Below are 26,742 nucleotides of genomic sequence, written 5' to 3'. Positions count from 1 at the left end.
CGCGCTCAGCGTCATACACAAGTCAGCTTTTGATTCTGGCCGAAGGCCGTTGATTATCGTTCCCAAGCTCTGCGTGGAAATGCATTTCGTGACGCTCTGCGTCACACAGATCTGCGAATCAATGAGATTTCGGCTCGACTTCGTCGGGTTCCTTCGCCCTGTCACTTACGTCGCACCCTGCGTCGTCAGTGCCAGCGCGGTAAAAAGCGCTTTCGTTTATGTGCAGTGACTATGAGTAAGACATAACGTTGAGTTGCAACACAGATGCGACGCGGAGCATCACGAACTGCTTGCCAACGCGGAGTTTGGGCACGAATGTCCAGTCGGACTTGCGCATAGCAACCAACCGCCACTGAACATCACGCGTAGTAATCGATCTCGCTGGTGCCGATAACGCGCGCAGCCGGCTGGCTGACGGGAATGGCGGCGTCGACGCCAGCAATGTCGTCAGAGGTATCGCTCGACCCCACGCCGTTGCCGCGACCACTGCGCTGGGCGCGGCTGGCTTGTTCCTGAGCCTGTTGCTGGGCTTGCTGTTGCGACTGGTCGGACACGTTGACGTCGACATTGCCCAGACCCTGCTGAACGAACGACTCACGCAACTTTGACATCTGGCTTTCCAGTGCGTCGCGCACGCCCATGTGGGCGCTCATGAAGGTCACTTGGGTCTGCTGTTCCGGGGCCATGTTGATTCGGATGTCCAGGCGCCCAAGCTCGGCGGGTTCCAGCTTGATATCGGCGGTTTTGAGGTTCTGACTGGACAAATACATGACGCGGTCGACGATGCCTTCGGTCCAGCCGCTCTGGTGCATGGCCAACGGCTGATTCATCAAGGGCGCAGATGCCGGTGCGGCGACCGCGCGGGCGGGTTGCGCCGCCTGGCTCAACGCAGCCAGACGATCAGCAAAGTTGTCTACGCGTGTATCACCCGCAGCGCTTTTGACGTCCTTGAGCCCTTCGCCGATCAGCCCGCTGAACGATTTGTCACTGCTTTCTGTGCTGCTGTCATCTGCAGTGGGCTGCTCGGTCAGGGCCGACAGGTTATTGACTAAATTCTGGTTTGGATCAGCTTCTGCGTTTGACGGCGTCGCCTTGTTGGCGGCGTGAGCATTCTGTGCAGCCAACTGCGTTCTGGCGCTGGCATTTTCGAGCGCCAACTGCACCGCTTCCAGCCCGTCCAGAGGATCGGCGTCCGGATTGAAAGCTTGTTCAGCGACGACCGCCGTTGCAGGCGCAGCCTGAGTCGTAGCGAGGGTCGCAATAACCGGTGCAGTCGTGACTTCCGGCGCTTGCACTCTGGCTGCCGGCAAGCCAGGCGTTTGTACCGCCAGCGCTTGCAATGCGGGATCAAGCGCAGGGTCCAGAGCAGCATCGGTAACGGCCTGCCCGTCCGCCAATGCAGCGGCATCTGCCTGTGCATCGTCAGGCGTCGAGTCAGCGCTGGCAGTGTCAGAGTCATTGCCGGCGACAGATGACGCTGCAGGCAAATCGTTGCCGCTATCGGCAACGGTCGACTTGTCAGCGGCATTGGCCTGATCGTTTACCGGCTTGTCCTTGCCTGCGGCGACCTTGTCCTTGTCAGGCGAAGTCTTGTCCCGGCTCGGCTTGACCGGCACGTCATCGCGCGGCGCAACCGTGTCTCTGGCCTGTTTGGCGTAGACGTTTGAAAAGCTGGAAGCCCCGTCCTTGCTGCTGTCAGCAGACTTGACGGCATTGGTGGCCGCACTGGACCTGGAGGTCGCAGCGGTGCTGGTCTGAAGAAGCGCATTGGTCGCAAGGGGCATTTCGGTCTCCGCATAAGCTGCTGGTTGTTGCCATACAACAAGACATAGCAATATGTGGGCCAACTTTAAAATACAGCCCTTCGACAGGGCATTATCGATCAACTGATGAAGAGCTGGCGCTCAGCATTGAACAAACCACGGACGGTCAGGTATTCGCTGCCTATCCTGCCGATCAGGTCTCGCAGATCCGAGGAATCGTTCTGACGAGCACGCTCCTCAAGCTGGTGACACAATTGCGAAAGCTGCAGGGCACCCATGTTGCTGCTGCTGCCCTTGAAGCTGTGCGCCGTGAGGCTCAGTTCCTGAAGATCAAGGTTGCCGGTTTCAACCGCAAGGCGCAGTTGGGCGAGACGCTGCTCGGAATCCTTGAGGAATACATCCAGCAAAGTCGGATATTCGTCCTCCATGACTTCCTGCAGGGCACTCAGTACGCTGTAATCCAGATGAATCGACACTTGTTCACTCCTTGATCAAGAACCCGGAACGGATTATGCCACTCCCTCCCAGGAAAATTCCACGCAGGCGGTCCTGCCATCAGTGGACCAACGGGCCTCGTGACTGAGCTCGCACACCAACCGAAGTCCGCGACCATACAGCTCATCGCTGTCAGGTATCAACATTTGCGCCTTGTTTGCATCAAATCCGTCGCCGCTGTCTTCGACACTGAGGGTTAATCGCCCGCCTTCTCCTACCGGCTCGACCTGCACGGTTACGCGAATGAATCCGGACTCAAGTGCGCCCAGACGCTCCGCACGCTGCCGGTAATACAGTGCGAAACCTGCGGCATCATGCTTGAGCGCCGAGTCCAGCCCTAGCACACCGTGCTCCAGCGCATTGCTGTACAGCTCACCGAGCACCATGTGCAACGCCGCGCCCTGATTGCGCAACCCATGAACTTCCAGAAGCAATTGCAGCACATAAGGCAGCGGATTGAAGCGTTTGAGAGTCGAAGCCCGAAACTCGAAGCTGGCCGACCAGTCCAGCGGGCTCGACGCGCCGCTGTCCGAATAAGTGGGTGCCGGCCGACGGGTGAGCGGCTCATCGACCGCGCTGATTTCCAGCAGGCTGACATCGTCACGCGCCTTGCCGCCGAAATCGTTAAGCGCCTGGAGGATTTCCTGAATCAATAATGGCGGCTCGCGATTGGCAGACAGAACCTCCCGCAGGCGCTGTACGCCGAACAACTGGTCGTTGCTGTCGCTGGTGTCGAGCACGCCATCGGACAACAGAAATATCCGGTCACCTGGTGCCAGCGGGTAAACCTCGGTGCGCGCATCGAAAGCGTCGACACTCAGCACGCCCAGAGGCAGATGACTGGACGCCAGCGGCACATGCTCGCCGTCCGTACCGCGCAACAGATAGCCATCCGGCAAGCCGCCGTTCCACACCTCGACCTGTCGTTGCGGGAGATTGATGCACAGCAGCGTCGCGCAGCAGAACATGTCGACCGGCAGAATGCGCTTGAGCTTGGCATTCATTTCACGAAGGATCTCGATCAGGCCATAGCCCTTGGCGGTCATGCCGTAGAACACATCGGCCAGCGGCATGGCACCCACGGCAGCCGGCAAGCCATGACCGGTGAAATCGCCGAGCAGCACCTGCATGTGCCCGGCCGGGGCGTAGGCAGCCAGCATCAGATCACCGTTGAACAGCGCATAAGGCGATTGCAGATAACGGATATTGCCCGCCCCCAGACATCCGGCGTGCGCCACCTGATCGAATACGGCCTTCGCAACCCGCTGCTCATTGAGCAGGTATTCGTGGTGCTTACTGATCTGGTCGCGCTGCAGACGAACGGTTTCGTGCAATACCCGCAGGCGGTTCATCGCATTGATCTTGGCAGCCAGTACCAGCGGGTTATAAGGCTTGGACATGAAATCATCGCCGCCGGCGTCCAGACAGCGTGCCAGCGCTTCACCTTCGGTCAGCGAGGTGAGAAAGATGATTGGCACCAGCGATTCGCCCGTCAGCGCCTTGATCCGTCGCGCCGCTTCGAAGCCATCCATGACCGGCATCATCGCGTCCATCAGAATCAACTGCGGGCTTTCGGCCATGAAGATCGCTACCGCCTCGACACCATTGGCAGCACACAGCACTCTGTGGCCCTGACGCGCAACAATAGTCGAAAGCAGCACCCGGTCACTGGCGCTGTCGTCGGCAATCAGAATGCACAGCTTCTTCAGAGGCGACTGCAAAGGATCAGCTCAGTTGGAACAGCTTCGAGAAATTGGAGATGGCGAGAATCTTGTGAACATCGGGCGTGCAGTTGATCAGGCGCACTGTCGCCTTGTCGCCGCCGGCGTGGTCGCGCAACAGCAACAGCATGCCCAGCGCGGAGCTGTCCAGGTAATGCGTGCCGCGCAAGTCGACGACATAGTCGAGATCATGCGGACACTCCTCATAGGCCGCACGAAAGTCCTGATGGGACGAAAAATCAAAGCGGCCCTCGATAAAAAGGGTCAATTGTCGACCCTCTTCGGAACGTACGGAAGTCACTGTCATGGGAACCTCGAGGTGTTTCATCACCGAGACATTAATAGCGTAGACCAGACCGGAAGATCTCCGGGACTGATTAAATGAAACGTCAGAATTGTTCGTGACGAGGCAAACGTTGCGACAACTCGTCGAGCAACTTCTGCTCGCGCTTGTCTTCAAGCCTGCGGGCTTCATCCATGTAGCGCTGGACCAGCTTGCGCAAGCCCTCGACCCGCGCATAGCAATCCTGCCAGGCACTGCGCGCTCTATCGAGGTTGGCCTTGTGCCATTCGAGACTTTTGTATTGCTGGGCAACCGCGACATCAAGCTGGCTGAGGAAGCGCTGGTAGCCCAGCAACCACTGTCCGGACACCCCGGCACTGCCGCGCTGCAGCCATTGCTGCTGATAGTCCTGACGAAACTGGTCCAGCTCCTGCAGCTTGTTGTTGGCCAGATTGACCTGCCCCTGAAAATGCCCGAGCCGCTGAGCCGCCGTACGCTCGGCCGCTTCTGCCATCTCGACCACAGGCGCCAGACGCGCCGCTCGACTCTGGGCCATGGGCTATCAGCCGCCAGGGGCCGGAGCGAATATAGACGCCAGCGCGTCGCCACTGCCCTGCATGCTTTCGTTCTCGCGCAACGCCTGACGCTGGTAGCGCACCAGTACAGGGTGCAGGGCAATCGCCATGTCGGTTTCGCGATCACCACCGGCCACGTAGGCGCCGACGCTGATCAGGTCGCGAGTCTGCTGATAACGCGACCACAGCTGTTTGAAATGTTGTGCCCGGGCCATGTGTTCGGGGCTGACCACGGCGGGCATGACCCGGCTGATCGACGCTTCGATGTCGATTGCCGGGTAATGCCCCTCTTCAGCGAGGCGTCGCGACAGCACGATGTGGCCGTCAAGCACACCCCGTGCCGAGTCGGCAATCGGGTCCTGCTGGTCATCGCCTTCGGAGAGCACGGTGTAAAACGCGGTAATCGAACCACCGCCCTTTTCCGCGTTGCCGGCGCGCTCGACCAGTTTGGGCAAACGGGCAAACACTGATGGCGGATAGCCTTTGGTGGCTGGCGGCTCGCCGATGGCCAGGGCGATTTCACGCTGGGCCTGAGCGAAACGGGTCAGGGAATCCATCAGCAGCAGGACGTTCTTGCCCTTGTCACGAAAGTATTCGGCGATTCGCGTGCAGTACATGGCGGCGCGCAGGCGCATCAGCGGCGCGTCATCGGCTGGCGAAGCAACCACCACCGAGCGCTTGAGACCCTCTTCGCCGAGGATGTGCTCGATGAATTCCTTGACCTCACGGCCCCGCTCACCGATCAGCCCGACCACGATGATGTCCGCCTCGGTGAAGCGCGTCATCATGCCCAGCAGCACACTCTTGCCCACGCCCGTACCGGCAAAAAGCCCGAGACGCTGGCCACGGCCGACTGTCAATAAACCGTTGATGCAGCGAATGCCGACATCCAGCGGCTGGCTGATCGGATCGCGCTTGAGCGGGTTGATGGTCGGGCCGTCCATCGGCACCCAATCTTCAGCCTTGATCGGCGAACGCCCATCCAGCGGGCGACCGGCGCCGTCCAGCACCCGACCGAGCATGCTCATGCCCATCGGCAGACGACCGGTATCGGCCAGCGGCACGACCCGCGCCCCGGGCGCAATGCCGGCAACGCTGCCCACCGGCATCAGAAACACCTTGCCGCCGGAAAAACCCATGACTTCGGCTTCGACTTCCACCGGGTGATGGCTGTCGTCATTGATGACCATGCAGCGACTGCCCATTGCCGCACGCATGCCTTCTGCTTCAAGCGTCAAGCCGACCATACGCAGCAGGCGGCCTTCCACCACCGGCTGGGCCGGCAGGCTGATCGACTCGGCGTAGCCAGCCAGACGCTTGCCGAAGCTCACGCGATCAAGGCGCATCGAGAGCGTCCACGTCAGAATCTTCAGTTTTCGCCGTGCTGACGGGCGAGGCATCCAGATCGACGCTCAGGTCAGCGGCGGCAGGATGAGTCACCTGTTCATGCAACTGATCGTGCATTTTCGAGATCGCCAGGGCGATGCGTGTTTCGACGCTGGCGTCGATACGGCTGTGTTCGGTTTCGATTCGGCAACCACCCGGCAGCAAGTCCTCGTCCTCGACGATTTTCCACGCCTCCTCATGACGCTCGCGCATGGCCTTGACCAGCAGGAAGTCCTGGGGGTTGATGAAGATTCGCAGGTTCTGCGCGCCCATCGGCAATAACTTGAGCGCATCGCGCAACACGCTGGCGATTTGCCCGGAATCAGTGACCAGTTCGCGCTGAATGACCTGCCGCGCGATGTGCTCGACCAGATGAATGACGGCCTTTTCGATCTGTGTGTCCTGCTCGGCGATAGGTGCCAACAGATGGCCCATCAGTTGTTCAAGGCTGGCAACCTTGGCCGCAAGAACGACTTCCGCCTCCTGGCGCACTTTTAGCTGAGTACTGTGAAAGCCTTCTTTTTCACCCGTGGCAAAGCCTTCGTTCCAGGCTTCCTGGCGGATGCTTTCGAGTTCTTCCAGGGTCAGCGGCTGAACCTCGTCAAGCGGCACCTCTTCCATTTCCGCCGGCTCGTCGACCGGTTCCGGCTCGGGTTCAGGCTCGGGTTCCACGTGCGGATCGAAGCTGGGCAATGCCCAGATATCGAGTAACCCGGCGTCCTTGGCGCGAATGAGGTCGCTGGCCGATTCTTTATTGGAACTGGACATGAGTCGGCTGAATCCTTAGATCATTTCCTCGCCACCCTTGCCACCGAGTACGATCTCGCCGGCCTCGGCCATACGACGCGCAATGGTGAGGATTTCTTTCTGGGCGGTTTCCACATCGCTGACACGCACCGGACCTTTTGCTTCCAGGTCGTCGCGCAACAGTTCGGCGGCACGCTTGGACATGTTCTTGAAGATTTTTTCCTTGATTGCCTCGTCCGAGCCTTTGAGCGCCAGTACCAGCACGTCCGAAGACACTTCGCGCAACAGCGCCTGTATACCGCGGTCGTCCACGTCGGAGAGGTTGTTGAAGACGAACATGAGGTCTTCGATCTGCACCGAAAGGTCTTCGTCGACCTCGCGAATCGAATCCATGAGCGCGCCTTCGATGGAGCTGTCGAGGAAGTTCATGATGTCGGCCGCACGCTTGATACCACCCAGGGTAGTACGCGACGTGTTGGCGTTGCCGGAGAACTGCTTCTCGAGAATCTGGTTCAGCTCTTTGAGCGCGGCTGGCTGTACGGTATTGAGCGAGGACACACGCAGGATGATATCCAGTCGCACTTTATGGTCGAAATGGCCGAGCACTTCACCGGCCTGGTCGGCGTCCAGATAGGCCACCACGATGGCTTGAATCTGTGGGTGCTCGAAACGGATCACGTCGGCGACGGCGCGTGGCTCCATCCATTTGAGGCTGTCCAGACCGCTGGTGTTACCACCCAGCAGGATGCGGTCGATCAGGCCGTTGGCCTTGTCTTCGCCCAGTGCCTGGGTGAGCATTTTGCGGATGTAGCCGTCCGAACCAACCCCGAGGCTGGTCTGATCGCCGACGATGTCGACAAATTCGCTCATCACCTCTTCGACCTGCTCGCGATGCACGTTGCGCATCTGAGCCATCGCGACGCCCACTTTCTGGACTTCCTTGGGGCCCATGTGCCGGAGCACCTGGGCCGCGTCGGTTTCACCCAGAGAAAGCAGCAATACCGCAGCTTTCTCGACTTTGGAGAGTTTGGCTACCATGGCTCGATCATTCATCAGTGTTAATCCACTCTTTCACGACCTGAGCCACACGACCCGGGTCTTCGGCCACCAAGCTCTTGATTGCGTTCAGCTGTGCGTCATAACCCTCGGTAGGGCTAGGCAGCAGGATGCTTTGCGGGCCGCCCAGGCTGACACGGTCATTGGACAACTCGCCATCCAGACCGCCCATGCCACCCAGTTCGGCGTCGCCACCGAAACCGGCCAGTTCCTTGCTCTTGCCGCTGGTGATGTTGTTCAACACCGGACGCAGCACACCGAACACCAGGATCAGGATGAAGATCACCCCCACAGCCTGCTTGACGATGTCCCAGAACCACGGTTGCGAATAGAACGACGCTTCAGGCAGAACCTCGGCGCGTTCACTGGAGAACGGCACGTTGATTACGCTGACACTGTCACCACGGCTGGCGTCGAAACCGACGGCATCCTGTACCAGACGCGTGAAACGGGCCAGGTCCGCGGCGCTCCACGGCGCACGGGAAACCTCGCCGTTGGCTGCGTTGGTCTTGACCATGTCATCGACCACTACCGCGACCGACAGGCGGGTCAGACGACCCTGCTGTTGCTTGGTGTGGCTGATGGAGCGGTCCAGCTCGAAGTTCTTGGTCGATTGCACGCGCTTGTCGGCCGGGTATGGCGCCAACGCTGGCTGACCGGTTGCCGGATCCATGATCTGCTGACCGTTGGCATCCAGCAGCGGCTGGCCTGGAGCGATAGGGCCTGCCGCACCGGCAGCACCCGCCGCCGCATTTTGCGGTGCGGTGGCAGGGCCCGGTGGCTGGTTGCTCAATGCCCCCGGTACACCGCCGGTGCTTGAACTGCTGGAACGTTGTTCGTTGACCGATTGCTCGCTGCGCAAGGCAGGCTGGTCAGGGTTGAAGCTTTCTGCGGTCGATTCGACGGCGCTGAAATCGACCACTGCCGAGACTTCAGCCTTATAGCGATCATTGCCCAGAATCGGCTGCAGAATGTTCTGCACGCGCTGGGTCAGCATGCCTTCCATACGACGGCTGTAATCGAATTGCTTGCCAGCCATGGTCAGTTCGGAGTTTTCCGCCTGATCAGACAGCAGCGTGCCCTTCTGGTCGACTACAGTAATCTGCGACTTGCTCAGCTCGGGTACGCTGGTGGCCACCAGATTGATGATGGCCAGCACCTGGCTGGGTTCCAGCGAACGGCCGGCATACAGTTCGACCAATACCGAAGCGCTGGGCTTGCGGTCGTCGCGGACAAACACCGAGCTTTTCGGAATGGCCAGGTGCACACGGGCACCCTTGACATTGTTCAGGGCGGAGATGGTACGAGCCAGTTCGCCTTCCAGACCACGGCGATAACGCGTGGCTTCCATGAACTGACTGGTCCCCAGCCCCTGATCCTTGTCGAGGATCTCAAAACCTATATTGGCGTCGTTCTGAACCACGCCCGCCTGCGCCAGCTGGATACGCGCACGCTGTACGTCATCGGACTTCACCAGCAGCGCACCGGAATTGGGCTCGACGGTGTAGTTGATGTTCGCCGCCGTCAGGGTGTCCATGATCTGCTTGCTGTCCATGCCCGCCAGGCTGCCATAAAGCGGACGGTAGTCAGGTTGCTGGGACCAGAGCACCACGGCAAAGCCGATGGCCACGCTCGCGGCAAGACCGACCATAAGGCCGATCTGACGCAGCATGGTCATTTCAGAGAGATTTTCCAGAAAAGACAAACCGAACAGCGGTTTCTTATCGGAAGCGCCCGCTCTTGCAGGAACGGTATCGGCAGTTGCTTCGGCCATGACTCAGTACGTCCCTTAAACCGGCATCTGCATGATGTCTTGGTAAGCTTGAACCAGCTTGTTACGAACCTGGGTCAACGCCTGAAAAGACACACTGGCTTTCTGCGACGAGATCATGACGTCGGTCAGATCGATGCCGCTCTTCCCAACTTCAAATGCATTGGCCAACTGGCTGGAAGCCTGCTGGGTCTGCGCAACTTTGTTGACGGCCTGGCCAAGCATGTCGGCGAAGCTGCTGGCTCCGGCTTCCTGCGCGCCGGACACGGGCTTGGGTGCAGACATCGCATCCATCTGCATGGCCCGCATATCCAACATCAAGCGATTAAATTCAACACCTTGGCTCATGGACGTTTTCTCTCGTAAGGCCCGCAAATTTTTGACACTGATTCAGCGGGTACAGAAGACTTAGCAACAACGGTGCCAGCTGGATAGTGGCAATTTGGCACACCCTGCAGGAATGCCGTGTTGCCCGACATCAAATCGCCCTGGACCGCCTGTATATCAAGGGGCGTCGGCGATTATGGCTTCCGTCGGTTATACAAAACCCACACGAAAATCGAACACACGCTCATCGCGCGCCACCTGCTCATGTGGCAAACAGATAACCCTCGACATCCATCCCGGCGTCGCGCATCTGCGCCAGCTTGTAACGCAATGTACGCGGGCTGATACCCAACCGTTCGGCGGCTTCCTTGCGACGGCCGCGCTCGGCACGCAGCGTGTCGATGATCATTTGAAACTCACGACGCCTGAGGTCATCCCCCAGCGCCCCGGCTGATTCAGCACCCACGCCAACACCGGCATTCTCTGCCGAAGAAATGACAGGCTGAGGGGGCACAGCCTCACTGGGCACCGCGACAGGCAGGCTGGTGACCGGCCCGGCAAGACAGAAATCCTGCGCCTCTATCACCCCGCCCTGCTGCAGAATCAAAGCCCGCTGCACGGCGTTATCCAGTTCACGCACGTTGCCGGGCCACGGGTAACTCACCAGACACTGCTGCGCCTGGGCAGAAAGACGAACCGGCGCGTGCTTCATTTTATTGACGTGCTTGGCCAGCAGTCGCTCGGCCAACGGCAGAATATCGGCAGTCCTTTGACGCAATGCCTGCCACGCCAGCGGGAATACCGAAAGCCGATAAAACAAATCTTCGCGAAAACGCCCCGCCGCCACTTCACCGGCCAGATCGCGGTTAGTGGTTGCAACTACACGAATGTCCAGGGTGATCGGCTTGCGCGCACCGACGCGCTCGACCTCTCGCTCCTGCAATACGCGCAGCAGCTTGGCTTGCAGCCCCATGGGCATTTCAGAAATCTCGTCGAGCAGGATTGTGCCGCCGTCTGCCTGTTCGAATTTGCCTGCCTGCGCCGCAATTGCGCCAGTGAACGAGCCCTTTTCATGACCGAACAGCGTCGCTTCCAGCATGTTGTCAGGGATGGCGGCGCAGTTGATCGCAATAAAAGGCTTATCGGCCCGCGGCGAATTTTGATGAATGAAACGCGCCAGTACCTCTTTGCCTGTACCGGACTCGCCGGAAATAAGCACGGTGGAGTCGCTTTTCGCCACGCGACTGGCCAGGTTCAGCAACTGGATGCTGGCGGGTTCGACCGCGATCGGCCCGTCACTCTCGGCAGGCCCCAAGCGCCCCAGTGCATGACGCGCAACCAGCGCGATCAGGGCCTTGGGCTCGAAAGGCTTGACCAGATAATCCGCCGCGCCCTGACGCATGGCATCGACCGCCCGGTCGACTGCGCCGTGGGCGGTCATCAGCAGTACCGGCAGTTGCGGATGCCGACTGCGCAACAGGCTCAATAATTGATGACCGTCCATGCCCGGCATGTTGACGTCACTGATGACCAGACTGAACGGCTGCGCCTCGGCCGCGACCAGCGCCTCTTCCGCAGAGCCGACCGCCTGGTATCCATAACCGGCCAGCTCCAGAGTTTCCCCAAGCGCCTCGCGCAGCGAACGGTCGTCCTCGACCAACAGCACGTTGATCGGCATCAGTGAGTACCCGTCGGGCTTGAAGCCGGAATCAGTGGCAGGCTGACGATTGCACAGGTGCCACGCCCGACCCGCGACAGATAATGCACGCCGCCCTGATGCGCACGCGACACCGCCGTCACCACGGCCAGACCGAGCCCGGTGCCGGTGGTCTTGGTGGTAAAGAACGGCTCACCGATACGCGCCAGGGCGGCCTTGTCCATGCCGCTGCCGTTATCGCTGAAGCACACGCGCAACACGTTGCCGCGACTGTAGGCATGCACTTTCAGCAATGTCCGCCCGGCACTGGCCTGGACGGCGTTTTCAATCAGGTTGAGCAACGCACCGACCAATGTGTCGCGATTGCACAGCAGCTCGCCATTGATGCTGTCGCACTGCCAGCGCACCGACACGCCTTGCACATGGGTCGCGGCAGCGTTTTGCAGCGCATGGAACAGCGCACCGGGCGTTAGGCGGTCCGTCAGCGGCAACTCGCCACGGGCGAACACCAGCATGTCGCGAACCTGGTGTTCAAGCTCATGCAGGCGATCCTTGAGCCGCGCGGCAAAGCGTTGCTGGGTTTCCACCGGCAATTCCTGCTCGGTCAGATGACTGGCGTAGATCATTGCCGCCGACAAGGGCGTGCGAATCTGATGCGCCAGAGAAGCAACCATCCGGCCCAGCGACGACAAACGCTCGTGGCGAGCCAGTTGCTCCTGAAGGCGACGGGTTTCGGTCAGGTCGTTAAGCAGCACCAGTTGCCCGGGCTCGGCGTCCAGAGAACGGGTTGCAATGGAAAGCCTGCGGCCGTCCTTGAGGGAGACTTCGTGGCCATCGTCTTCACGCGGGGCAAAGCAGCGGCTGATGACGTGACGCCAGAGCATGCCCAGCAAGGGCTGGCCGAGCAGATCGATGGCAGCCGGGTTAGCCTCACGCACCACCCCCATGCCGTCGATGACGATGACGCCACCGGGGAGCAGATCAAGCAGGTTCTGCAGGCGGTTGGCCAAGCGCTCTTTCTCTGCCAGTTCCTGCAGACGCTGAACACCGGCATCTGCCAGTTCACCCTTGAGTTCGGTGACACGCGCTTCCAGCAACCCGTAGGAATCGGTCAACTGTGCGGACATCTGATTGAACAGCGAGAACGCCTGCTCAAGCCCCTGACGACTTTCCAGCTCCGGGGAGTACCGGGCCTGAGCAGATTGGGCGGACGTCAGTTGGGCGGCCTGGGACATAGTTCATCTCTCTCGTGGCGAACCGTCAGTAAACGGTGTGTTAAGAGAGACTTAGCAATCCTCGTGCCGAAAAAAAACCCTTGAAAATTCAAGGGCTTGATTTTTGGCGTTTGAAACAGGCGTCAATCCTCCGCCTGTTCATCACCCTCACGACGGCTCATACCGTACTTGCGCATCTTCTCGACCAGGGTGGTCCGGCGAATCCGCAAGCGCTCCGCTGCGCGAGCCACAATGCCGTTGGCATCGTCCAGCGCCTGCTGAATCAGACCTTGTTCCAGACCACCCAGGTAGTCTTTCAGGTCAAGCCCTTCAGGCGGCAGCATGGCACCGGATGCGAAGTTCGGTGTGTTGCTGTTGATGGCCACGCGCTCTTCGATATCGCTGCGCATGCTGTCGACCATCTGCTCGTCTTCATCATCGACATAGCGGAATTTTTTCGGCAGCTCGGCCACGCCGATCACACCGTACGGGTGCATGATCGCCATGCGCTCGACCAGGTTGGCCAGTTCGCGAACGTTGCCCGGCCAGGCGTGACGACATAGCGACATAATCGCTGCCGAGTTGAAGCGAATGGAACCGCGCTTTTCGTGTTCCATACGTGAAATCAATTCGTTCATCAGCAGCGGGATGTCTTCTACGCGCTCACGCAGCGGTGCCATCTCGATAGGGAACACATTGAGACGGTAATAAAGGTCTTCGCGAAAGCTGCCAAGCTCAATCATGTTTTCGAGGTTCTTGTGCGTAGCGGCAATAATGCGCACGTCAATGCTCTGCGTCTTGTTACTGCCAACGCGCTCGAAGGTCCGCTCCTGCAATACACGCAGCAGCTTGACCTGCATCGGTAGTGGCATGTCGCCGATTTCATCGAGGAACAGCGTACCGCCGTTGGCCAGCTCGAAGCGGCCGGCGCGGCTGGTGATTGCCCCGGTAAACGCGCCCTTCTCGTGCCCGAACAACTCGCTTTCGAGCAACTCGGCCGGAATGGCACCGCAGTTGACCGGCACAAACGGCGCATCACGGCGCTTGGAATGGTAATGCAGGTTACGGGCAACAACTTCCTTGCCGGTCCCCGACTCACCGAGAATCAGGACGCTGGCGTCAGTGTCGGCGACTTGCTGCATCATCTGTCGTACGTGCTGGATCGCGCGGCTGGTGCCTACCAGGCTGCGGAACAGGTTCGGCTCGCGATGACGACCGCGCTCGCGGGCCTGATCGTACATTTCACGATAGACCTGGGCACGGTGCAGGGAGTCGAGCAGCTTGCTGTAGCTGGGGGGCATTTCGAGCGCGGAGAGCACGCGTCTGCGCAGATCCTCCGGCAGCTCGACGGAAGAGTTTTCGCTCAACAGCAGCACGGGAAGGAACTCATCCCATGCCGCGATGGTCTTAAGAAGCCCTTGCAGGCTGCCCGGCGCGCTGACGTTCCCGACCAGCACGCACAGAACCTCTCGCGTGGACGCCAAAGAGCCGACCACCTGCTGCCAGTCCTGGCTGGAACAGGAGAGATTTTCTTCGCCAAGAAAGTTCAGGATAACCGCCAGATCCCGGCGGCGCTGGCTATCGTCATCGATTAGCAGAATCTTGATTTCACGCCACATGCAATAGCAACTTCCCTAGTCAACTCAATGCCCATGATTGGGGGGCAGCTTGGCATCTCAGCCGGTATAACCATGAGACGCCAGAAAATAGTAAACATCACTAGTTAAGTCAAAAAAACGAACACAGTCAAATTTATGGCGAAACTCTTGTCGACGGATTAAATGACAATTATCAGTCAACCGAACAGATGGTATACCTTCGTCGCATTTTTGGCATTCTGGATTTGCGTCATTTCATCGACGACGGCTTGACGCTCGCCGGTTGCAACATCAATCAGTTGCCGATAGACACCCAGCAGCTCTTCAAGGTTGCTACGCAGCGCAGGTTCGTCGGCAGGCGCTTCGCTGACCACCGCATCCACACACTCGCGACACGCCAGGTCAAGCTTGACGATAGCCTCCCAGTCGCGCTCGGCCAACGCCCCGACCAAGGCTTCCCGGGTTTCTTCGATACGCTTGAGCGCAGCACTCATTTTATTGTTCTCCTAGAGCAGCAGGTTATTGCACAGTGGCAATCGCGTCCCAGCCTTCCTTGACCGTGATCAGCAGACCGGCGACTTCGTCGAGCATCTTCTGATCGTTGCGGGCATTGGCTTCGGCCAGACGCGTCATCATGTAGTGATAAAGGCTGTCCTGCCTGACCAGCGCTTCGCTGGGGGCGTTATCCAAGTCCAGCCCTTCACGCAGACCACCGACAATGCCGATTGCCTTGCTGATGAACACGCCTTTGCTGGCGACGTCACGGCGCGCCATGGCACCCTTGGCTTGAGCGATACGGTCCAGGCCACCCTCCATCAACATTTGAACCAGACGATGAGGGCTGGCTTCCGAGGTCTGAGCCTGGGAGCCGATCTTCTGATACTGCCGCAACGCTAACATCGGATTCATATGGGGGGCCTCGTCACAAATCCAGAATACTGATATTCAAGCTATCGACGCATCGCGCAGAAACTTTAGCCCAAAAGCAAGAACCCGACACGAAGTCGGGTTCTTGATACTGCTGTCAATTAAATTTACGAAGCGTTTTTCTGCGCGTTCATCGCTTCGAATATCGAAGTGATACTGGTCGCGGTCGCTTTGAGCTGCCCGACCACCAGGTCCATCGCGTTGTACTTCTTGGTCAGGCTGGCCGTCAGACTTTCGATACGACGATCAAGGGCATCCTGATCACTGGCGATTCGGGTCTGGACTTTAGTCAGACTGCTTGTCTTGCTGGCCAGAACGCCGTCGGCCTTCGTGTAGGGTAAAAGCGCTTTGCTCATCCGAGCAACCAGGCCGCCATCCACCGTACCGTCAGCATTTGTTGCGCCCGTACCGGTGAACATGGTCTGGATCTGGCTGCCCAGCTTTTTGTCGTTCAGCGCTGCGGTGAATGTAGCGGTGTCGAGCGACAGCGTACCGTTGGACTGCTGGGTCTTGATGCCCAACTGCGACAGAGCACTCAGACCGGCCCTTGAAGAAGCGCCCGCCAACTGATCGCGAATAGTCGCCAGCAGCGCACGCGGCGTTGCGTCACCGGTAAGGGCGGCCGCCGTGAAAACGCCTTTGTCGCTGATCGAACCCTTGGTCAGGGAAGTCACCAGGGTGGCCAGCGTGTTGTAGGAGTCCACGAAGGACTGCAGCGACGCCTTCAGCCCATCGGTGTTGGTAGCCACTGTGACAGTGGTCGTTGCTCCAGCGGCACTTGGCGCGACCAGATCAAAGGTCATGCCGGAAATCGCGGTGCTGACCGTGTTCGTCTTGCTGGTCAGACTCAGACCGTCAACCGTGAAGGCAGCGTCCTTGGCGGTCGCAGTAATCGCACCGGCTCCGGGAATTGCTTTGCCGCTGGCATCGGTCCCCGTGCTTGAGTCGCTCATCAACTTGGTGCCATCAATGTTCAGCGCTTCCTGCCCGGAAGCACCCACCACCGAAATGTCACTGCCTTTGCCGGTGGTCGTCGAACTGAAGACCAGCCTGGCACCGTTGTCGTCGTTGATAATGTTGGCGGTAATGCCTTTGCCCTGCAGCGACGAGTTGATCTTGTCGCGCACTTCCTGCAGTGTCGAGGTCTTGTCGATCGCGACACTGTAGTCAGTGCCATTCTGAGTGATTTTCAGGGTACCACTCGGAATAGCACTCGCCTGCGTAGAGCTCAGCGCGGCTGTCGCGACCTTTGAAGGGGTTGCCAGCTGGGTGATACCTATCGCGTAACTACCGTTGACGGCCGTGTTGCCGGCAGTCGCCTTGACCACTGCTTCATTGGCAGATGTCGCAGCGAAACCCTGAAACGCAGGCGTCGTCGAGCTGCCCAGGGTATCCAGGGTTTTCTGAAACGCAGCCAGTGCAGACGTCAACTGACTGACGCCCGACAGCGATGCAGAGGTGGTGGCGGTCTGCTTGTCGATCTGGTTCTGCTTGGGCGCTTTTTCAGCACCGACCAACCCCTGAACGATGGCGGTAATTGCCAGACCCGAACCCAGGCCCGTTGTCGATGTAATTGGACTTGCCATTTTGCTTCTCCCTTCAAGAATGTCGCCGGTTTTTCTGTCGCGTCAACGCATCAGGCAACCTGCAACAAGTACCGTACCGGCGATCACGCTCTGGCGCGGAACAACAAGCTGTTCGCATCACTCAGGCTATCGGCCAGTTTCAGGATTTCTGCATTGGGAATTTGTCTTACCACTTCACCCGAGTCACTGGCAATGACCTTGACGATCACTTTGCCAGAAGCTTCATCAATCGAAAACTCGAGATTGCGCTTCACCGAGTGAAAAAATTTCTGGATGTCTTCTGCAGCGGCTTTGACTTTCGCCTCGTCCTGAGAATCATCCTTGTGCAAATCCGAGCCTTTACTTTCTTCAGGAGCAGCGACACGCTCCACCGATTTGACGTCGGCTGGCTTGTCAACAGACTTGTCCGACACGGGGGCCTGACTTGCCGGTTGAACGGCCGGATAAGACACGTTCAGCTTTACACTCATATCCATGACCATCACCTCCGAAAGTAAAAAAGCGAGAGAGCGCTATTACGCACTCCCCCGCTAAAACTCATGCCGATATTACTGAAGCAGTTTCAGTACAGCGGATGGCAGCTGGTTAGCCTGAGCCAGAACAGAGGTGGAAGCCTGTTGCAGGGTCTGTTGCTTGGTCAGCTGTGCAGTTTCAGCAGCGAAGTCGGTATCTTGTACGCGACCCAGTGCAGCACTGGCGTTTTCGTTGATGTTCTGCAGGTTGGAGATGGTGCTGGTCAGACGGTTTTGTGCAGCACCGAGGTCAGCACGGGTGGAGTTGATGGTCTGCAGAGCCGAGTCGATAGCGGCAACAGCGGCAGAGAAAGCAGCCTCGGAAGTGGCGCTATCGGCACCGGTGATGCTGATAGCCGAACCGACGCCCAGGGTGTTTGCGTCGAAGCTTGCGCTCAAAGTCAGAGAGATCTGGTTCGAAGCGCCAGAGTTGGAACCAACCTGGAAAGTCATGGTGCTGGCGGAACCGTCAAGCAGGTTCTTGCCGTTCAGATTGGTACTTTGAGCGATACGGGTCAGCTCGGAACTCATCGCGGTGAATTCTTTGTTCAGCGCTTCACGGTCGGTGGCACTGTTGCTGTCGTTTCGCGACTGAACAGCCAGTTCACGCATACGCTGCAGAATGTTGGTCGACTCTTGCAGTGCGCCTTCAGCGGTTTGCGCCAGGGACATACCGTCGTTGGCGTTTTTGATCGCCATTGTCTGGCCACGGATCTGCGAAGTGATCTTGGTAGCGATTTGCAGGCCGGCAGCGTCGTCTTTAGCGCTGTTGATTTTCAGACCGGAGGACAGACGAGTCATCGAGGTCGAAAGAGCGTCGGAGGCGCGACCCAGGTTCTTCTGGACGTTCAACGATGCTACGTTGGTGTTTACTGTTAAAGCCATGATGAATTCCTCGTTGGTTTGGTACTACGTGGCTTCCGGCCCCTGCAAGCGCCGGGTGTGCCTAGAGAACCTTCGTAATAGTTATCGTCGCGATGGCAGGTTGCTTGAGCGTTTTTTTTGAATATTTTGCCATCATTCCTCCACCCCTTATAAAACAAGGGGTTAAGGCGAAACCGAACCCATGTGACACGAGGAGAACTGCTGCCTGGACTTCATTTGCCACGCGCAGATGACACACGTCCAAGTTTAAAAATGTGCAATGAATCGATTAGTCAAAAAAAAGCGCCCGATGAACTAGCCACGGGCGCTCTTTTTAGCCTGCGGTGATTCAGGCTTTATAGATAATTGCAGAACCCCAGGAAAGGCCTACACCGAAACCGCTCAGCGCAACCCGACTCCAGTCAGAGTTAAGCACATGCTTTTCAATCAGCAATGGAATACTGGAAGACACCGTGTTACCCGTTTCGACCATGTCCTTGAGAAACTTCTCGGGCTTGTCTTCAAAGCGACGTGCAACGGCATCGACAATCGCAGCGCTGCCTTGATGAATACAGAACGCATCGATATCGTCCGGCGTCAGGTCCGACTCGCTCAGCAGTTCATGCAAATGCGCGGGAACCTTGAGCAAGGCAAAGTTGAACACCTGACGACCATTCATGAAAAACACGCCATTGCTCACTTTGAGGTGCGGCGCACCGGAACCGTCGGTGCCGAATTTGGCCTTGCCCAACTGCCAGGCAGCGCCCTCGCCCATCCACGTTGCCGTGGCTGCATCGCCAAACAACATGGTGGTGTTGCGATCCTGCGGATCGACGATTTTCGAATACGGATCAGCGGTGATCAGCAGGCCGTTTTTCAGCCCTGCGGCTTCCATGAAGCCCTTGATTGCATAAATGCCATAGACATACCCGGAACAGCCCAGCGAAATGTCGAACGCGGCAACGTTGGTCGACAGCCCCAGCTTGTCCTGAACGATGGCAGCGGTATGTGGCAGGCCTTCTTCGTCGCCGTTCTGGGTGACGACAATCAGTACGTCGATGCTTTCGCGCTTGAGCTGCGGGTTGTTGGCAAACAACGTGTTGGCCGCTTCAACGCACAAATCCGAGGTTTCCTGGCCAGCGTCTTTGCGCGGCAGGAAGGTGGAACCGATTTTCCCGAGGATGAAATCTTCATCCTTGCCGAAACTGGCACCTTGAGCGTAGTTATCAACGCCAGCAGTGGGCACGTAACTCGCTATGTTTTTAATGCCAATCATCATGGCTTCCCGATGAGTAAACAGGTCATTTTTCGTCCCGATAAAATCAGGGCGCTACAGAATAGAGGTGATTTACCGACATTTTCAGGGCGCGGGGCACGTTAAAGCAAGCCAGGCGTGTGTCGTTCCCTGTAACACAATACAGTGAAGATGCACGTTATGACCCGCAGGTCACGCCGGTGTGCACGCTTTGCGATTATTGGCAGGGGGAAAAAGGATGTGGAGTGGCGATGCAAGGGAGACGATCCGACCGCAAAAACAGCCGGATCGCCTGCCGCATAACGCTTAAACCGCCAGCGTGAACCCACGGTCATTGCGGTCGAGATTGGCGTTATAGGCTTCGTCCTGCGCGAACTGCGCCGACCATTTGCCGATCAACGCGCCAAGGGTTTGTTCGGGCGCATGCACCACACCCGAATGCACCACTTGAACATGCGGGGTCCAGACAGTCAGATAGCCTGCCTGCGCGGCCTTGAGACACAAATCGACGTCACCCAGCGACTCGGCAAACACCTCTTCATCCAGGCCACCCAGCGCGTCGAACAGCTCCTTGGCAATGATCAGGCACGCTGATGACACGGCAGAGTAGTTCTGCTCCACCACCAGGCGTTGCATGTAACCTCGGGACGTCTTCGGCTCGCCGACAAAGCCCGAGCCCACGCCACCATTGAGCCCCAGAATCAGGCCCGCCTGGGTCACCGTGCCCTCGCGGTCCACCAGACGTGCGCCGACCACGCCGACTTCCGGGCGCTGTACCTGATTGAGCAGTGACTCGATCCAGCCCACGTTGACGATCTGGCTCTCGGCATCCAGCAGAATCAGGTACTCACCCTTGGCTTCCTGGCTGACCAGGTTGCGCAACGCTGCCGTACTCACACGCTGATCGGCGCGGAATACGCGCACCCGGCTGGACAACTGTTGCTGCTGGTCAAGCCAGGTCGACAGCTCGGCAGAGGTACTGGCGTTATCGCCAATCAACACTTCATAGCGCTGATAGCGGGTGCGCTGCAGGATGCTGTGCAGGCAACGCTGCAATTGCGGCAGATTGTCCTGGCTGTGCAGCAGAATCGAGACCATCGGCCGATGAGCATGGCGATAATCAATCTTGTAGGTGCCGGGCAATGCCGAACTGACTTCCGCCTGATAACCACGCTGGCCCAGATGACGGGTCAGCGCTTTTTGCTCGTCCTGATTGTCTTCAAGCTCGGGCGCATCGCAGATCAATACCGGCTCGCTCAAGTGCGCCAGACCGCTCATGCCGCCCTGTTCGATCAAGCGCAGCAGCAGGTCGAATTCCAGCGCCTTTGGAAACTCTCGCGAATAACCGCCCGCCTCGACCAGCAAATCACGACGAACCAGCCAGTGCCGAGCGGCCAGCGTCGGCAAACTTTGCAACAGATCCAGGTTGAAGCCCGGACGGAACAACGGTGCCAGGGTGCCATTGGCTTGACGGTGAATTTCATCCACCGCGACCGCCCGGCATTGCGCAGCGTCAATCAGCTCGGCGCTGGCCAGCAACAGACCGCTGCGGGTGAACTCTTCACCCGCCTGCGCCAGCATCAGCCAGTCGCTGGACGCCTGTTTGACGACCTGATTGATCTTGTCGACATAATTGTTTTCGGCGACTTTGACGAAGTGCAGGGTGTCATTCAAGGTGGTGGTTGCCGGCAGGTCACCGGTGGTGAACACCACGACTTTGAAACCCCGATAATGGCCGTTGATCAGGCTGTCGAAAGTTGCCTGCAGCTTGAACACATCGGCTTCCAGATCAAGCAGCAAAATACCGATCTGCGAACCTGCTGGCCGACGCGCCAGCTGCGCAGTCAGCTTTTTCAGTTGTGCCGGGGCCGGATCACGTGAATCGAGCCAGTCGAGCAACTTGCCGGAAGCCATACTTTTCAGCAACTGGCTGTTATCGAATGCGGAATCAGACTGCAAACGCTGGCCCCAGGCAACGATGCGCTCGGCGCATTCAATGTCTTCCTCGTCATCGGACTTGCCCAACTCATCGGCCAGACTTTGCACGACACTGTGGCTGAAGGCGTATCTTGCGTAGGCTTGCCACAGACGGCTCAACAGTGACTCGGCGTCCGGGTTGCTCTGCACACGCAGCAGCTCGGCCTGTTTGACCAGCACCGCCTCAAGCCCTTCCAGTTGCGCATGACCTGCCGGCAACAGATGGATCAAAAACTCGATTCTCGCCAGTTCATCGAACAGTGGCTGGTTGTAGAACGGCAGTTCAACGAACTGACGAGGCTCGAACAGCGCATCGGCCTGCGCCAGTGCGACGTTCCACACTGAACTGATAATTTTTTCGCCCGCCTGATAGGGCTGGGTTTCGAGGCATTCAGCCATGGCTGCGAGGCCGGCCAATATGTGCTGCGCGCCCTGCTCGCCGTCAAAACCCGACACATTGCCCAGCGTCGAGACAACCCTGCGCGCAAGCGTTTCGCGCTCGGCTTTCGCCTTGGGGTCGATATGTTTGACCGCCCCTGCAATGGCAGCGCCATAGCGATGCTCTGCCTCCTTTTCAGCGTTGACGTGCAACGCATAGGGAATGGGCAGGATCCGTAGCGCAGCAGCCGCAACCAGAAAGCTCATCTGGCCGATGTCCTGCCAGTGCAGCTCGGTGCCCTCAGGCACCGACGTGAACCACTGACGCGCCAGCCCGGTCCGGGTCACGGCGTTGAGCAGTGACACGCTCTGACCCATAAAGCTCAGAAGCCGCTCATCGGCCTGATCAGACGCGTAGTCCTCATGAACCTTGCGGTCGCGGCGAAAATAATCCACGCGATCGACGTAGGCCTGATAACCCAGGCTATAGCCTTGGCAAGCGCCATAATGCTCGTTGGCTTCAAGGAAATTCACAGCTTCGGTGAGCGCATCAGGCAGCAGGAAACTGTCGACCTGTGCGTACGCCACAAAGGGGGTGGACACCTGCTTGAGGCCTTCTGCAATTCTGGCGCTGAGTCCGGCTTCACTGAGTGCGGCATTGTGGATGTACTGCAGGCCGGTACGCTCGGCAACCTGCGCGTCGGGCGCAGGCGAAGCATCGACCACAATCAGATTGCACGGGTAGCTGCTGTAGTACTTCAGGGCACGACGCAGAAAGTCCGACTGATTCTCGGCAAGCAACAGCAGGGTCAGACGCTGGCTCAACGGGGTGGTTTCATTTCCAGAATGGCTTTGCATGAGCTTTCCTTAATTTCGTACCGATGGCGTCTTGATCCTGGTGACCAGAAGACCCGAAGGCCCTGTCAACGCAAGAGCAAAACAGCACAGCTCCAGCCATCAGTTGGCTGGAGCGCATTAAACAGATCGGGTCAGTCGGGCAACCAGCCGTTGGCCCAATATTGCAGGTTTTCGCCACGCAACATGAAATCGCGCAGCACCGTCTCGCGCAACTCATCGCCCATGCGGTAGCTGGCATTAGGGTCAGACAAGTGCATGCGAATCGCCTGTAGCCATTCTTCGGAGCTGTTGGTGTAGATCCGGGTGGCCGGCAAATGGCCGCGGTAGGCTTCGGTGTCCGAACAAATTACCGGGTAGCCGCAAGCGCCGTACTCCAGCAGACGCAAATTGCTCTTGCAGTCATTGAAGATATGGAACTCCAACGGCGCAAGGGCCAGATCGAGGTTCAGGCTGGCCAGCTTGGCCGGATAGGAGTTCAGGCTGACAGCGCTGTGAAACTCGTGAATATAGGGCTTGAGCAAGTCCGGGCACATGCCGAAGAACACCCACTCGACCTCATCGGCCAGCTCGCGTACCACATCGACAATAAGCTCCAGGTCGCCGCGGTGACTGGTTCCCCCGCCCCAGCCGATACGCGGCTTACCGGAGGTGCGACGCTGGCTTCTGAGGCTGCTCCACAAGTGCGACGCCAACATGTTCGGCACCACGCGAATGTCGCTGTGCATGCTCGACAGCGCCTGGGCCAGCGGCTGGGTAGACACCACCACGCGGTCGCACAGACCTATGCCTTTGCGCAGCATCTGGGCAATGTTGTCGGGCATGCTGCGCCTGTGCTCGTTTCGTTCGGGTACATCGATGATGTAGTCATCCAGCTCAAAAATACGCATGGCACTGGAGTAACTCTTGGACAGAACAATATCCTTGATCTTGGGCTCGGAATAACGTCCTTGAAAAACGATGACATCCGGACGCTGGCGCTCGACCTCAACGGGCGTAATAGACTCATAGGACATTCGGCCAACCACTCGCCCGGCCGCGATCAATTCAAGCATCGGTTGACTGACACGGTAGTGGCCCACTGCCGATGAGTTGACCAGCATGCCCAGAATCGAAGGCAGATGACGGGTGCAGAATGGCTCCCAGCCCATCTGCAGACCAGGGTCAAGATCGAAGGCCTGCACTTCGGTGAGGTTCAGATTGGGGTTATAGGCGGGGTCCCGAGCCATTCTCGGTAACCATTTTTCGAAGAACGATTGCTGCTCATTATCCAGCGCCTGACGAGATGCCTCGGAACGCTCGGCGGCGGCAGGCTCGGCCAGTACCAGTGACGAATCCGGCGTGCCGACAATCAGGTAGCCTTCACGTCCGACCCGCATGCACAGGTCCAGGTCCTGCAATCCTTGAGTGAAGGTTGCCGCCTCCATTGCGCCTGCGCCGTCGAATACGTCCTTGCGCACCATCAGGCAATTGCCACTGACCGCGCTCCAGTTCTGCGTCAATTGCAGGCGCTGCATATAGCTGCTGGAGCCCGCCGGATAGCTTATGAAGGGCCGACCCGCCAGCCCGTCCATGCCCATCACCATCCCGGCATACAAAATGGAGCCCTGCGGGGTGAGGATTCGCGGCCCGACGATGCCCACCTCGGGACGCTGAGCATGGTTGAGCAGGCCTTGCAGCCAGTCCGCCTGATGCAGCACGGCGTGTGGGCTGAGCATGAGCAGATAGTCGCCGTTGGCATGCCGGGCGGCGAGGTTCTGAGCGCTGGCTTCGCTGCCAGGCTCGGTCAGCGAATAAATGCGCAGCTTGTCGCTGCCCAACTCGCTCATCGCGGCAAACCAGGCGCGGGTATTGGCGCTCTTGCTGGCATTGTCGACGATCAGCACTTCGTAATGAGGGTAGGTGGTATTGCTGAGCAGGCTTTCTACACAGCGCTCCAGTGCTGACAGTTGATCCCGAGTAGTGATGATCACCGATACCAGCGGGCTGGCCGCATGCCGGTATTCGATCCGGTTCAACAGTGGCAACTGATCATGGTGGATAACATGCTCTCGGCCAATGCGCGAAAGATGGGCCGATACCACCGACTCGTTGTGCTTGATCACCTGAGGTAGCGACAGCCATTGCGCGAAGGTCAGGGTCGATTCAACCAGAACCTCGGCGATGTGTTCGATGGCCTGAGGCCCGACGCCTTCCACCAGACGCCAGATGAAATCGTGCGGCGCCAGTTCGCCGTGCACAGGGTCCAGGCCGCCTGCGTCCAGCAGATTGCGGCGCTGGAACGCCAACGTGCGACCGACATACGGATAGGCCCGCATCAGGTCCAGATTGAAATCAGGCTTGAAGATCGGCTCGCTGGACTTTCCATCGACCAGTGCGCCTTCGTCGCTGTAAACGCACAGCAGACCTTCGTGTTGCGCGATTCGCTCAGCCAGCACCAGCAGCGACGGCTGGGTCAGGCGGTCCCCGGCACGCAGCAGATAGACCCAGTCGGCGTTCTCCAGCAGCGGCAGCACTTCGTTCAACTGGCGTGCCCAATCCGGCTGCAACGAGAAGCGCAGCACCTGCGGATCGTCAACCTCGGCATTGGTCAGCACCACCACCGAGTCGGCTGCGTAATCCTGCTCGGCAATGCTGCGCAGGGTGATGTCCAGCCCTTCGGCATCGCCAGCCGGATCAATGATCACCGGAACAATGCGCGGCTGCCATGCCCACTGCCCGATACGTTGCTCGATCAGTTTTTTCTGCGGGGCGGTAAATTGCCTACATGACAACCAATCGATGTAAAGCTCGGCGTAGTTTTCACTTTTGCTGCCCACCCGGCTGTTCATGACACCCTGACGGCTGGCCATTATCCCGTGAAGGCCGACTTCATCCCACTCACGGGGCAGTTCCAGCGCCTTGCGCAGAGGCAGAAAACGCACCCAGCCCTCGGCCGGGGCTTGCTCGCCGCTGCGCGCCTTGAGCATTTCGTTCAACCAGGCCCATTCGGTAGTCGCTTTCTGGATCATGTCTGGCTGGCCGCTGAAACGACCTGGATGCAGGCGCTCGACGTTTTGAATAGTATGCAGCACCACCAGATTGCCCCGGCGCAGCAAGCAAATGAGCAGTGCGAAGTCCAGCAGTGCAACAAAACCCTGTCCCGACTGGGCGATAGAAGGCAGGTACTCCAGAACATCGGCCCGGCGCATCAGTGCAGCACTGAAGCCACCCAGATAATTGCGTGGCGTGCGCTCGAAAATCGCCAGCATGTCCTCGCCTTTGAACACGGCGTCATAAGGCACCAGCCCGACGTTTTCCAGACGAGCCGGCAATACGTAATCATCGATATCGACCAACTGCCGTCGGCCAACCACCAGACTCACGTCTTCATAGGCATCCAAAACGCTTGCCTGATTGGCAATGAAGTACGGAAAGAGGCGGTCGTCGTCACACAGAAACTTGATGTAGTGGCCGCGTGATTCGTCCAGGCACTTCAGCAGGTTGCCTTGAAACCCCAGCCGCTGCGGGTTGCGCACATATCGCGCACGGTCGCTGGACGCAGGCGCCAACTCGTCGAAAATGGCTTTGATTTCATCACTGCGGCAATCGTCGCAGACGATGATCTCCAGATTGTCGTAAACCTGATTCAAGGCACTTTGCAGCGCGGCGCGGAAAAACCGGGGATTGAAGGCGGGGATGACGATACTGACGAGGGGGGCTGAATTCACTATTACAGACTCGCGAGCGGCGGGACGCTACCGGTCAAGTAGCCCCCCTCACCGCTGAAATAAAGACGGCGGATGCTCAACGCCA

21 protein-coding genes are annotated in these 26,742 nt (G+C 58.6%); all 21 read right to left on the bottom strand.

All coding sequences use genetic code 11. The features are described 5' to 3' along the window. Positions 1 to 359: 359 nt before the first annotated feature. Complete coding sequence (locus PSPTO_RS10215; protein WP_011103786.1) at positions 360 to 1,784, bottom strand: flagellar hook-length control protein FliK; 1,425 nt, start codon at positions 1,782 to 1,784, stop codon at positions 360 to 362. Between the two features lie 98 nt (positions 1,785 to 1,882). Next, complete coding sequence (locus tag PSPTO_RS10210; protein WP_005766990.1) at positions 1,883 to 2,239, bottom strand: Hpt domain-containing protein; 357 nt, start codon at positions 2,237 to 2,239, stop codon at positions 1,883 to 1,885. A 33-nt stretch (positions 2,240 to 2,272) separates the two neighbouring features. Beyond that, on the bottom strand, positions 2,273 to 3,979 hold the full coding sequence (locus PSPTO_RS10205; RefSeq protein WP_011103785.1) for a fused response regulator/phosphatase: 1,707 nt from the start codon (positions 3,977 to 3,979) through the stop codon (positions 2,273 to 2,275). Between the two features lie 4 nt (positions 3,980 to 3,983). Beyond that, entirely contained in the window at positions 3,984 to 4,286 is a 303-nt protein-coding gene (locus PSPTO_RS10200) for an STAS domain-containing protein (RefSeq protein WP_005616835.1), read from the bottom strand. An 82-nt stretch (positions 4,287 to 4,368) separates the two neighbouring features. Continuing rightward, positions 4,369 to 4,818, bottom strand: a complete 450-nt coding sequence (gene fliJ, locus PSPTO_RS10195; protein WP_002554288.1) for a flagellar export protein FliJ — start codon at positions 4,816 to 4,818, stop codon at positions 4,369 to 4,371. 6 nt (positions 4,819 to 4,824) lie between these two features. After that, the gene (gene fliI / locus PSPTO_RS10190) at positions 4,825 to 6,183 is read right to left on the bottom strand and encodes a flagellar protein export ATPase FliI (RefSeq protein WP_005767000.1); all 1,359 of its coding nucleotides are present in this window, start codon (positions 6,181 to 6,183) and stop codon (positions 4,825 to 4,827) included. Continuing rightward, a complete protein-coding gene (fliH, locus tag PSPTO_RS10185; protein ID WP_005767003.1) occupies positions 6,173 to 6,991 on the bottom strand; it encodes a flagellar assembly protein FliH in 819 nt (272 codons plus the stop codon). The genes fliI and fliH overlap by 11 nt, the downstream gene beginning before the upstream one ends. 15 nt (positions 6,992 to 7,006) lie before the next feature. Further along, positions 7,007 to 8,023: a flagellar motor switch protein FliG gene (fliG, locus tag PSPTO_RS10180; protein WP_002554291.1), complete on the bottom strand. Its 1,017-nt coding sequence runs from the start codon at positions 8,021 to 8,023 to the stop codon at positions 7,007 to 7,009. Continuing rightward, positions 8,016 to 9,800, bottom strand: a complete 1,785-nt coding sequence (gene fliF, locus PSPTO_RS10175) for a flagellar basal-body MS-ring/collar protein FliF (protein ID WP_007244370.1) — start codon at positions 9,798 to 9,800, stop codon at positions 8,016 to 8,018. Before fliF ends, fliG begins: the two co-directional genes overlap by 8 nt. A gap of 15 nt (positions 9,801 to 9,815) precedes the next feature. Continuing rightward, on the bottom strand, positions 9,816 to 10,145 hold the full coding sequence (gene fliE / locus PSPTO_RS10170; protein WP_003382144.1) for a flagellar hook-basal body complex protein FliE: 330 nt from the start codon (positions 10,143 to 10,145) through the stop codon (positions 9,816 to 9,818). 241 nt (positions 10,146 to 10,386) lie between these two features. Then, positions 10,387 to 11,802 carry a sigma-54-dependent transcriptional regulator gene (locus PSPTO_RS10165; protein WP_011103783.1) on the bottom strand — a complete coding sequence of 472 codons (1,416 nt, stop codon included), beginning with the start codon at positions 11,800 to 11,802 and terminating at the stop codon, positions 10,387 to 10,389. Then, the gene (locus tag PSPTO_RS10160; protein WP_044390087.1) at positions 11,802 to 13,016 is read right to left on the bottom strand and encodes a sensor histidine kinase; all 1,215 of its coding nucleotides are present in this window, start codon (positions 13,014 to 13,016) and stop codon (positions 11,802 to 11,804) included. Before PSPTO_RS10160 ends, PSPTO_RS10165 begins: the two co-directional genes overlap by 1 nt. 122 nt (positions 13,017 to 13,138) lie before the next feature. Further along, complete coding sequence (fleQ, locus tag PSPTO_RS10155) at positions 13,139 to 14,614, bottom strand: transcriptional regulator FleQ (protein WP_003382141.1); 1,476 nt, start codon at positions 14,612 to 14,614, stop codon at positions 13,139 to 13,141. Positions 14,615 to 14,790: 176 nt separating this feature from the next. After that, entirely contained in the window at positions 14,791 to 15,087 is a 297-nt protein-coding gene (gene fliT / locus PSPTO_RS10150; protein WP_002554297.1) for a flagellar protein FliT, read from the bottom strand. A 25-nt stretch (positions 15,088 to 15,112) separates the two neighbouring features. After that, entirely contained in the window at positions 15,113 to 15,502 is a 390-nt protein-coding gene (gene fliS / locus PSPTO_RS10145; protein ID WP_003382140.1) for a flagellar export chaperone FliS, read from the bottom strand. A 125-nt stretch (positions 15,503 to 15,627) separates the two neighbouring features. Next, on the bottom strand, positions 15,628 to 17,106 hold the full coding sequence (gene fliD, locus PSPTO_RS10140) for a flagellar filament capping protein FliD (protein WP_011103781.1): 1,479 nt from the start codon (positions 17,104 to 17,106) through the stop codon (positions 15,628 to 15,630). 83 nt (positions 17,107 to 17,189) lie between these two features. Then, the gene (locus tag PSPTO_RS10135; protein WP_005767009.1) at positions 17,190 to 17,582 is read right to left on the bottom strand and encodes a flagellar protein FlaG; all 393 of its coding nucleotides are present in this window, start codon (positions 17,580 to 17,582) and stop codon (positions 17,190 to 17,192) included. Between the two features lie 72 nt (positions 17,583 to 17,654). Beyond that, a complete protein-coding gene (locus PSPTO_RS10130; protein WP_005767010.1) occupies positions 17,655 to 18,503 on the bottom strand; it encodes a flagellin domain-containing protein in 849 nt (282 codons plus the stop codon). 328 nt (positions 18,504 to 18,831) lie between these two features. Continuing rightward, positions 18,832 to 19,758 carry a ketoacyl-ACP synthase III gene (locus PSPTO_RS10125; RefSeq protein ID WP_005767011.1) on the bottom strand — a complete coding sequence of 309 codons (927 nt, stop codon included), beginning with the start codon at positions 19,756 to 19,758 and terminating at the stop codon, positions 18,832 to 18,834. A 285-nt stretch (positions 19,759 to 20,043) separates the two neighbouring features. Continuing rightward, positions 20,044 to 22,950, bottom strand: coding sequence for a glycosyltransferase (locus PSPTO_RS10120; RefSeq protein WP_005767013.1), 2,907 nt, complete (start codon positions 22,948 to 22,950; stop codon positions 20,044 to 20,046). 131 nt (positions 22,951 to 23,081) lie between these two features. Next, positions 23,082 to 26,657 (bottom strand): glycosyltransferase, encoded by a 3,576-nt coding sequence (locus tag PSPTO_RS10115; protein WP_005767015.1) that lies wholly within the window; start codon positions 26,655 to 26,657, stop codon positions 23,082 to 23,084. Positions 26,658 to 26,742: the final 85 nt, after the last annotated feature.

The sequence above is a fragment of the Pseudomonas syringae pv. tomato str. DC3000 genome (assembly GCF_000007805.1).
GTDB classification, from domain to species: Bacteria; Pseudomonadota; Gammaproteobacteria; order Pseudomonadales; family Pseudomonadaceae; genus Aquipseudomonas; species Aquipseudomonas avellanae.
Note: the sequence above shows the minus strand (reverse complement) of the source record. Positions and strands in the feature narration are given on the sequence as shown.

Bases quoted from the DNA above. Each gene is read 5' to 3' on its own strand.
- PSPTO_RS10215 (WP_011103786.1), bottom strand. From the start codon at position 1,784: ATGCCCCTTGCGACCAATGCGCTTCTTCAGACCAGCACCGCTGCGACC.
- PSPTO_RS10200 (WP_005616835.1), bottom strand. From the start codon at position 4,286: ATGACAGTGACTTCCGTACGTTCCGAAGAGGGTCGACAATTGACCCTT.
- fliJ (WP_002554288.1), bottom strand. From the start codon at position 4,818: ATGGCCCAGAGTCGAGCGGCGCGTCTGGCGCCTGTGGTCGAGATGGCA.
- fliI (WP_005767000.1), bottom strand. From the start codon at position 6,183: ATGCGCCTTGATCGCGTGAGCTTCGGCAAGCGTCTGGCTGGCTACGCC.
- fliH (WP_005767003.1), bottom strand. From the start codon at position 6,991: ATGTCCAGTTCCAATAAAGAATCGGCCAGCGACCTCATTCGCGCCAAG.
- fliG (WP_002554291.1), bottom strand. From the start codon at position 8,023: ATGAATGATCGAGCCATGGTAGCCAAACTCTCCAAAGTCGAGAAAGCT.
- fliF (WP_007244370.1), bottom strand. From the start codon at position 9,800: ATGGCCGAAGCAACTGCCGATACCGTTCCTGCAAGAGCGGGCGCTTCC.
- fliE (WP_003382144.1), bottom strand. From the start codon at position 10,145: ATGAGCCAAGGTGTTGAATTTAATCGCTTGATGTTGGATATGCGGGCC.
- PSPTO_RS10165 (WP_011103783.1), bottom strand. From the start codon at position 11,802: ATGCCGATCAACGTGCTGTTGGTCGAGGACGACCGTTCGCTGCGCGAG.
- PSPTO_RS10160 (WP_044390087.1), bottom strand. From the start codon at position 13,016: ATGTCCCAGGCCGCCCAACTGACGTCCGCCCAATCTGCTCAGGCCCGG.
- fleQ (WP_003382141.1), bottom strand. From the start codon at position 14,614: ATGTGGCGTGAAATCAAGATTCTGCTAATCGATGACGATAGCCAGCGC.
- fliT (WP_002554297.1), bottom strand. From the start codon at position 15,087: ATGAGTGCTGCGCTCAAGCGTATCGAAGAAACCCGGGAAGCCTTGGTC.
- fliS (WP_003382140.1), bottom strand. From the start codon at position 15,502: ATGAATCCGATGTTAGCGTTGCGGCAGTATCAGAAGATCGGCTCCCAG.
- fliD (WP_011103781.1), bottom strand. From the start codon at position 17,106: ATGGCAAGTCCAATTACATCGACAACGGGCCTGGGTTCGGGTCTGGCA.
- PSPTO_RS10135 (WP_005767009.1), bottom strand. From the start codon at position 17,582: ATGGATATGAGTGTAAAGCTGAACGTGTCTTATCCGGCCGTTCAACCG.
- PSPTO_RS10130 (WP_005767010.1), bottom strand. From the start codon at position 18,503: ATGGCTTTAACAGTAAACACCAACGTAGCATCGTTGAACGTCCAGAAG.
- PSPTO_RS10125 (WP_005767011.1), bottom strand. From the start codon at position 19,758: ATGATTGGCATTAAAAACATAGCGAGTTACGTGCCCACTGCTGGCGTT.
- PSPTO_RS10120 (WP_005767013.1), bottom strand. From the start codon at position 22,950: ATGCAAAGCCATTCTGGAAATGAAACCACCCCGTTGAGCCAGCGTCTG.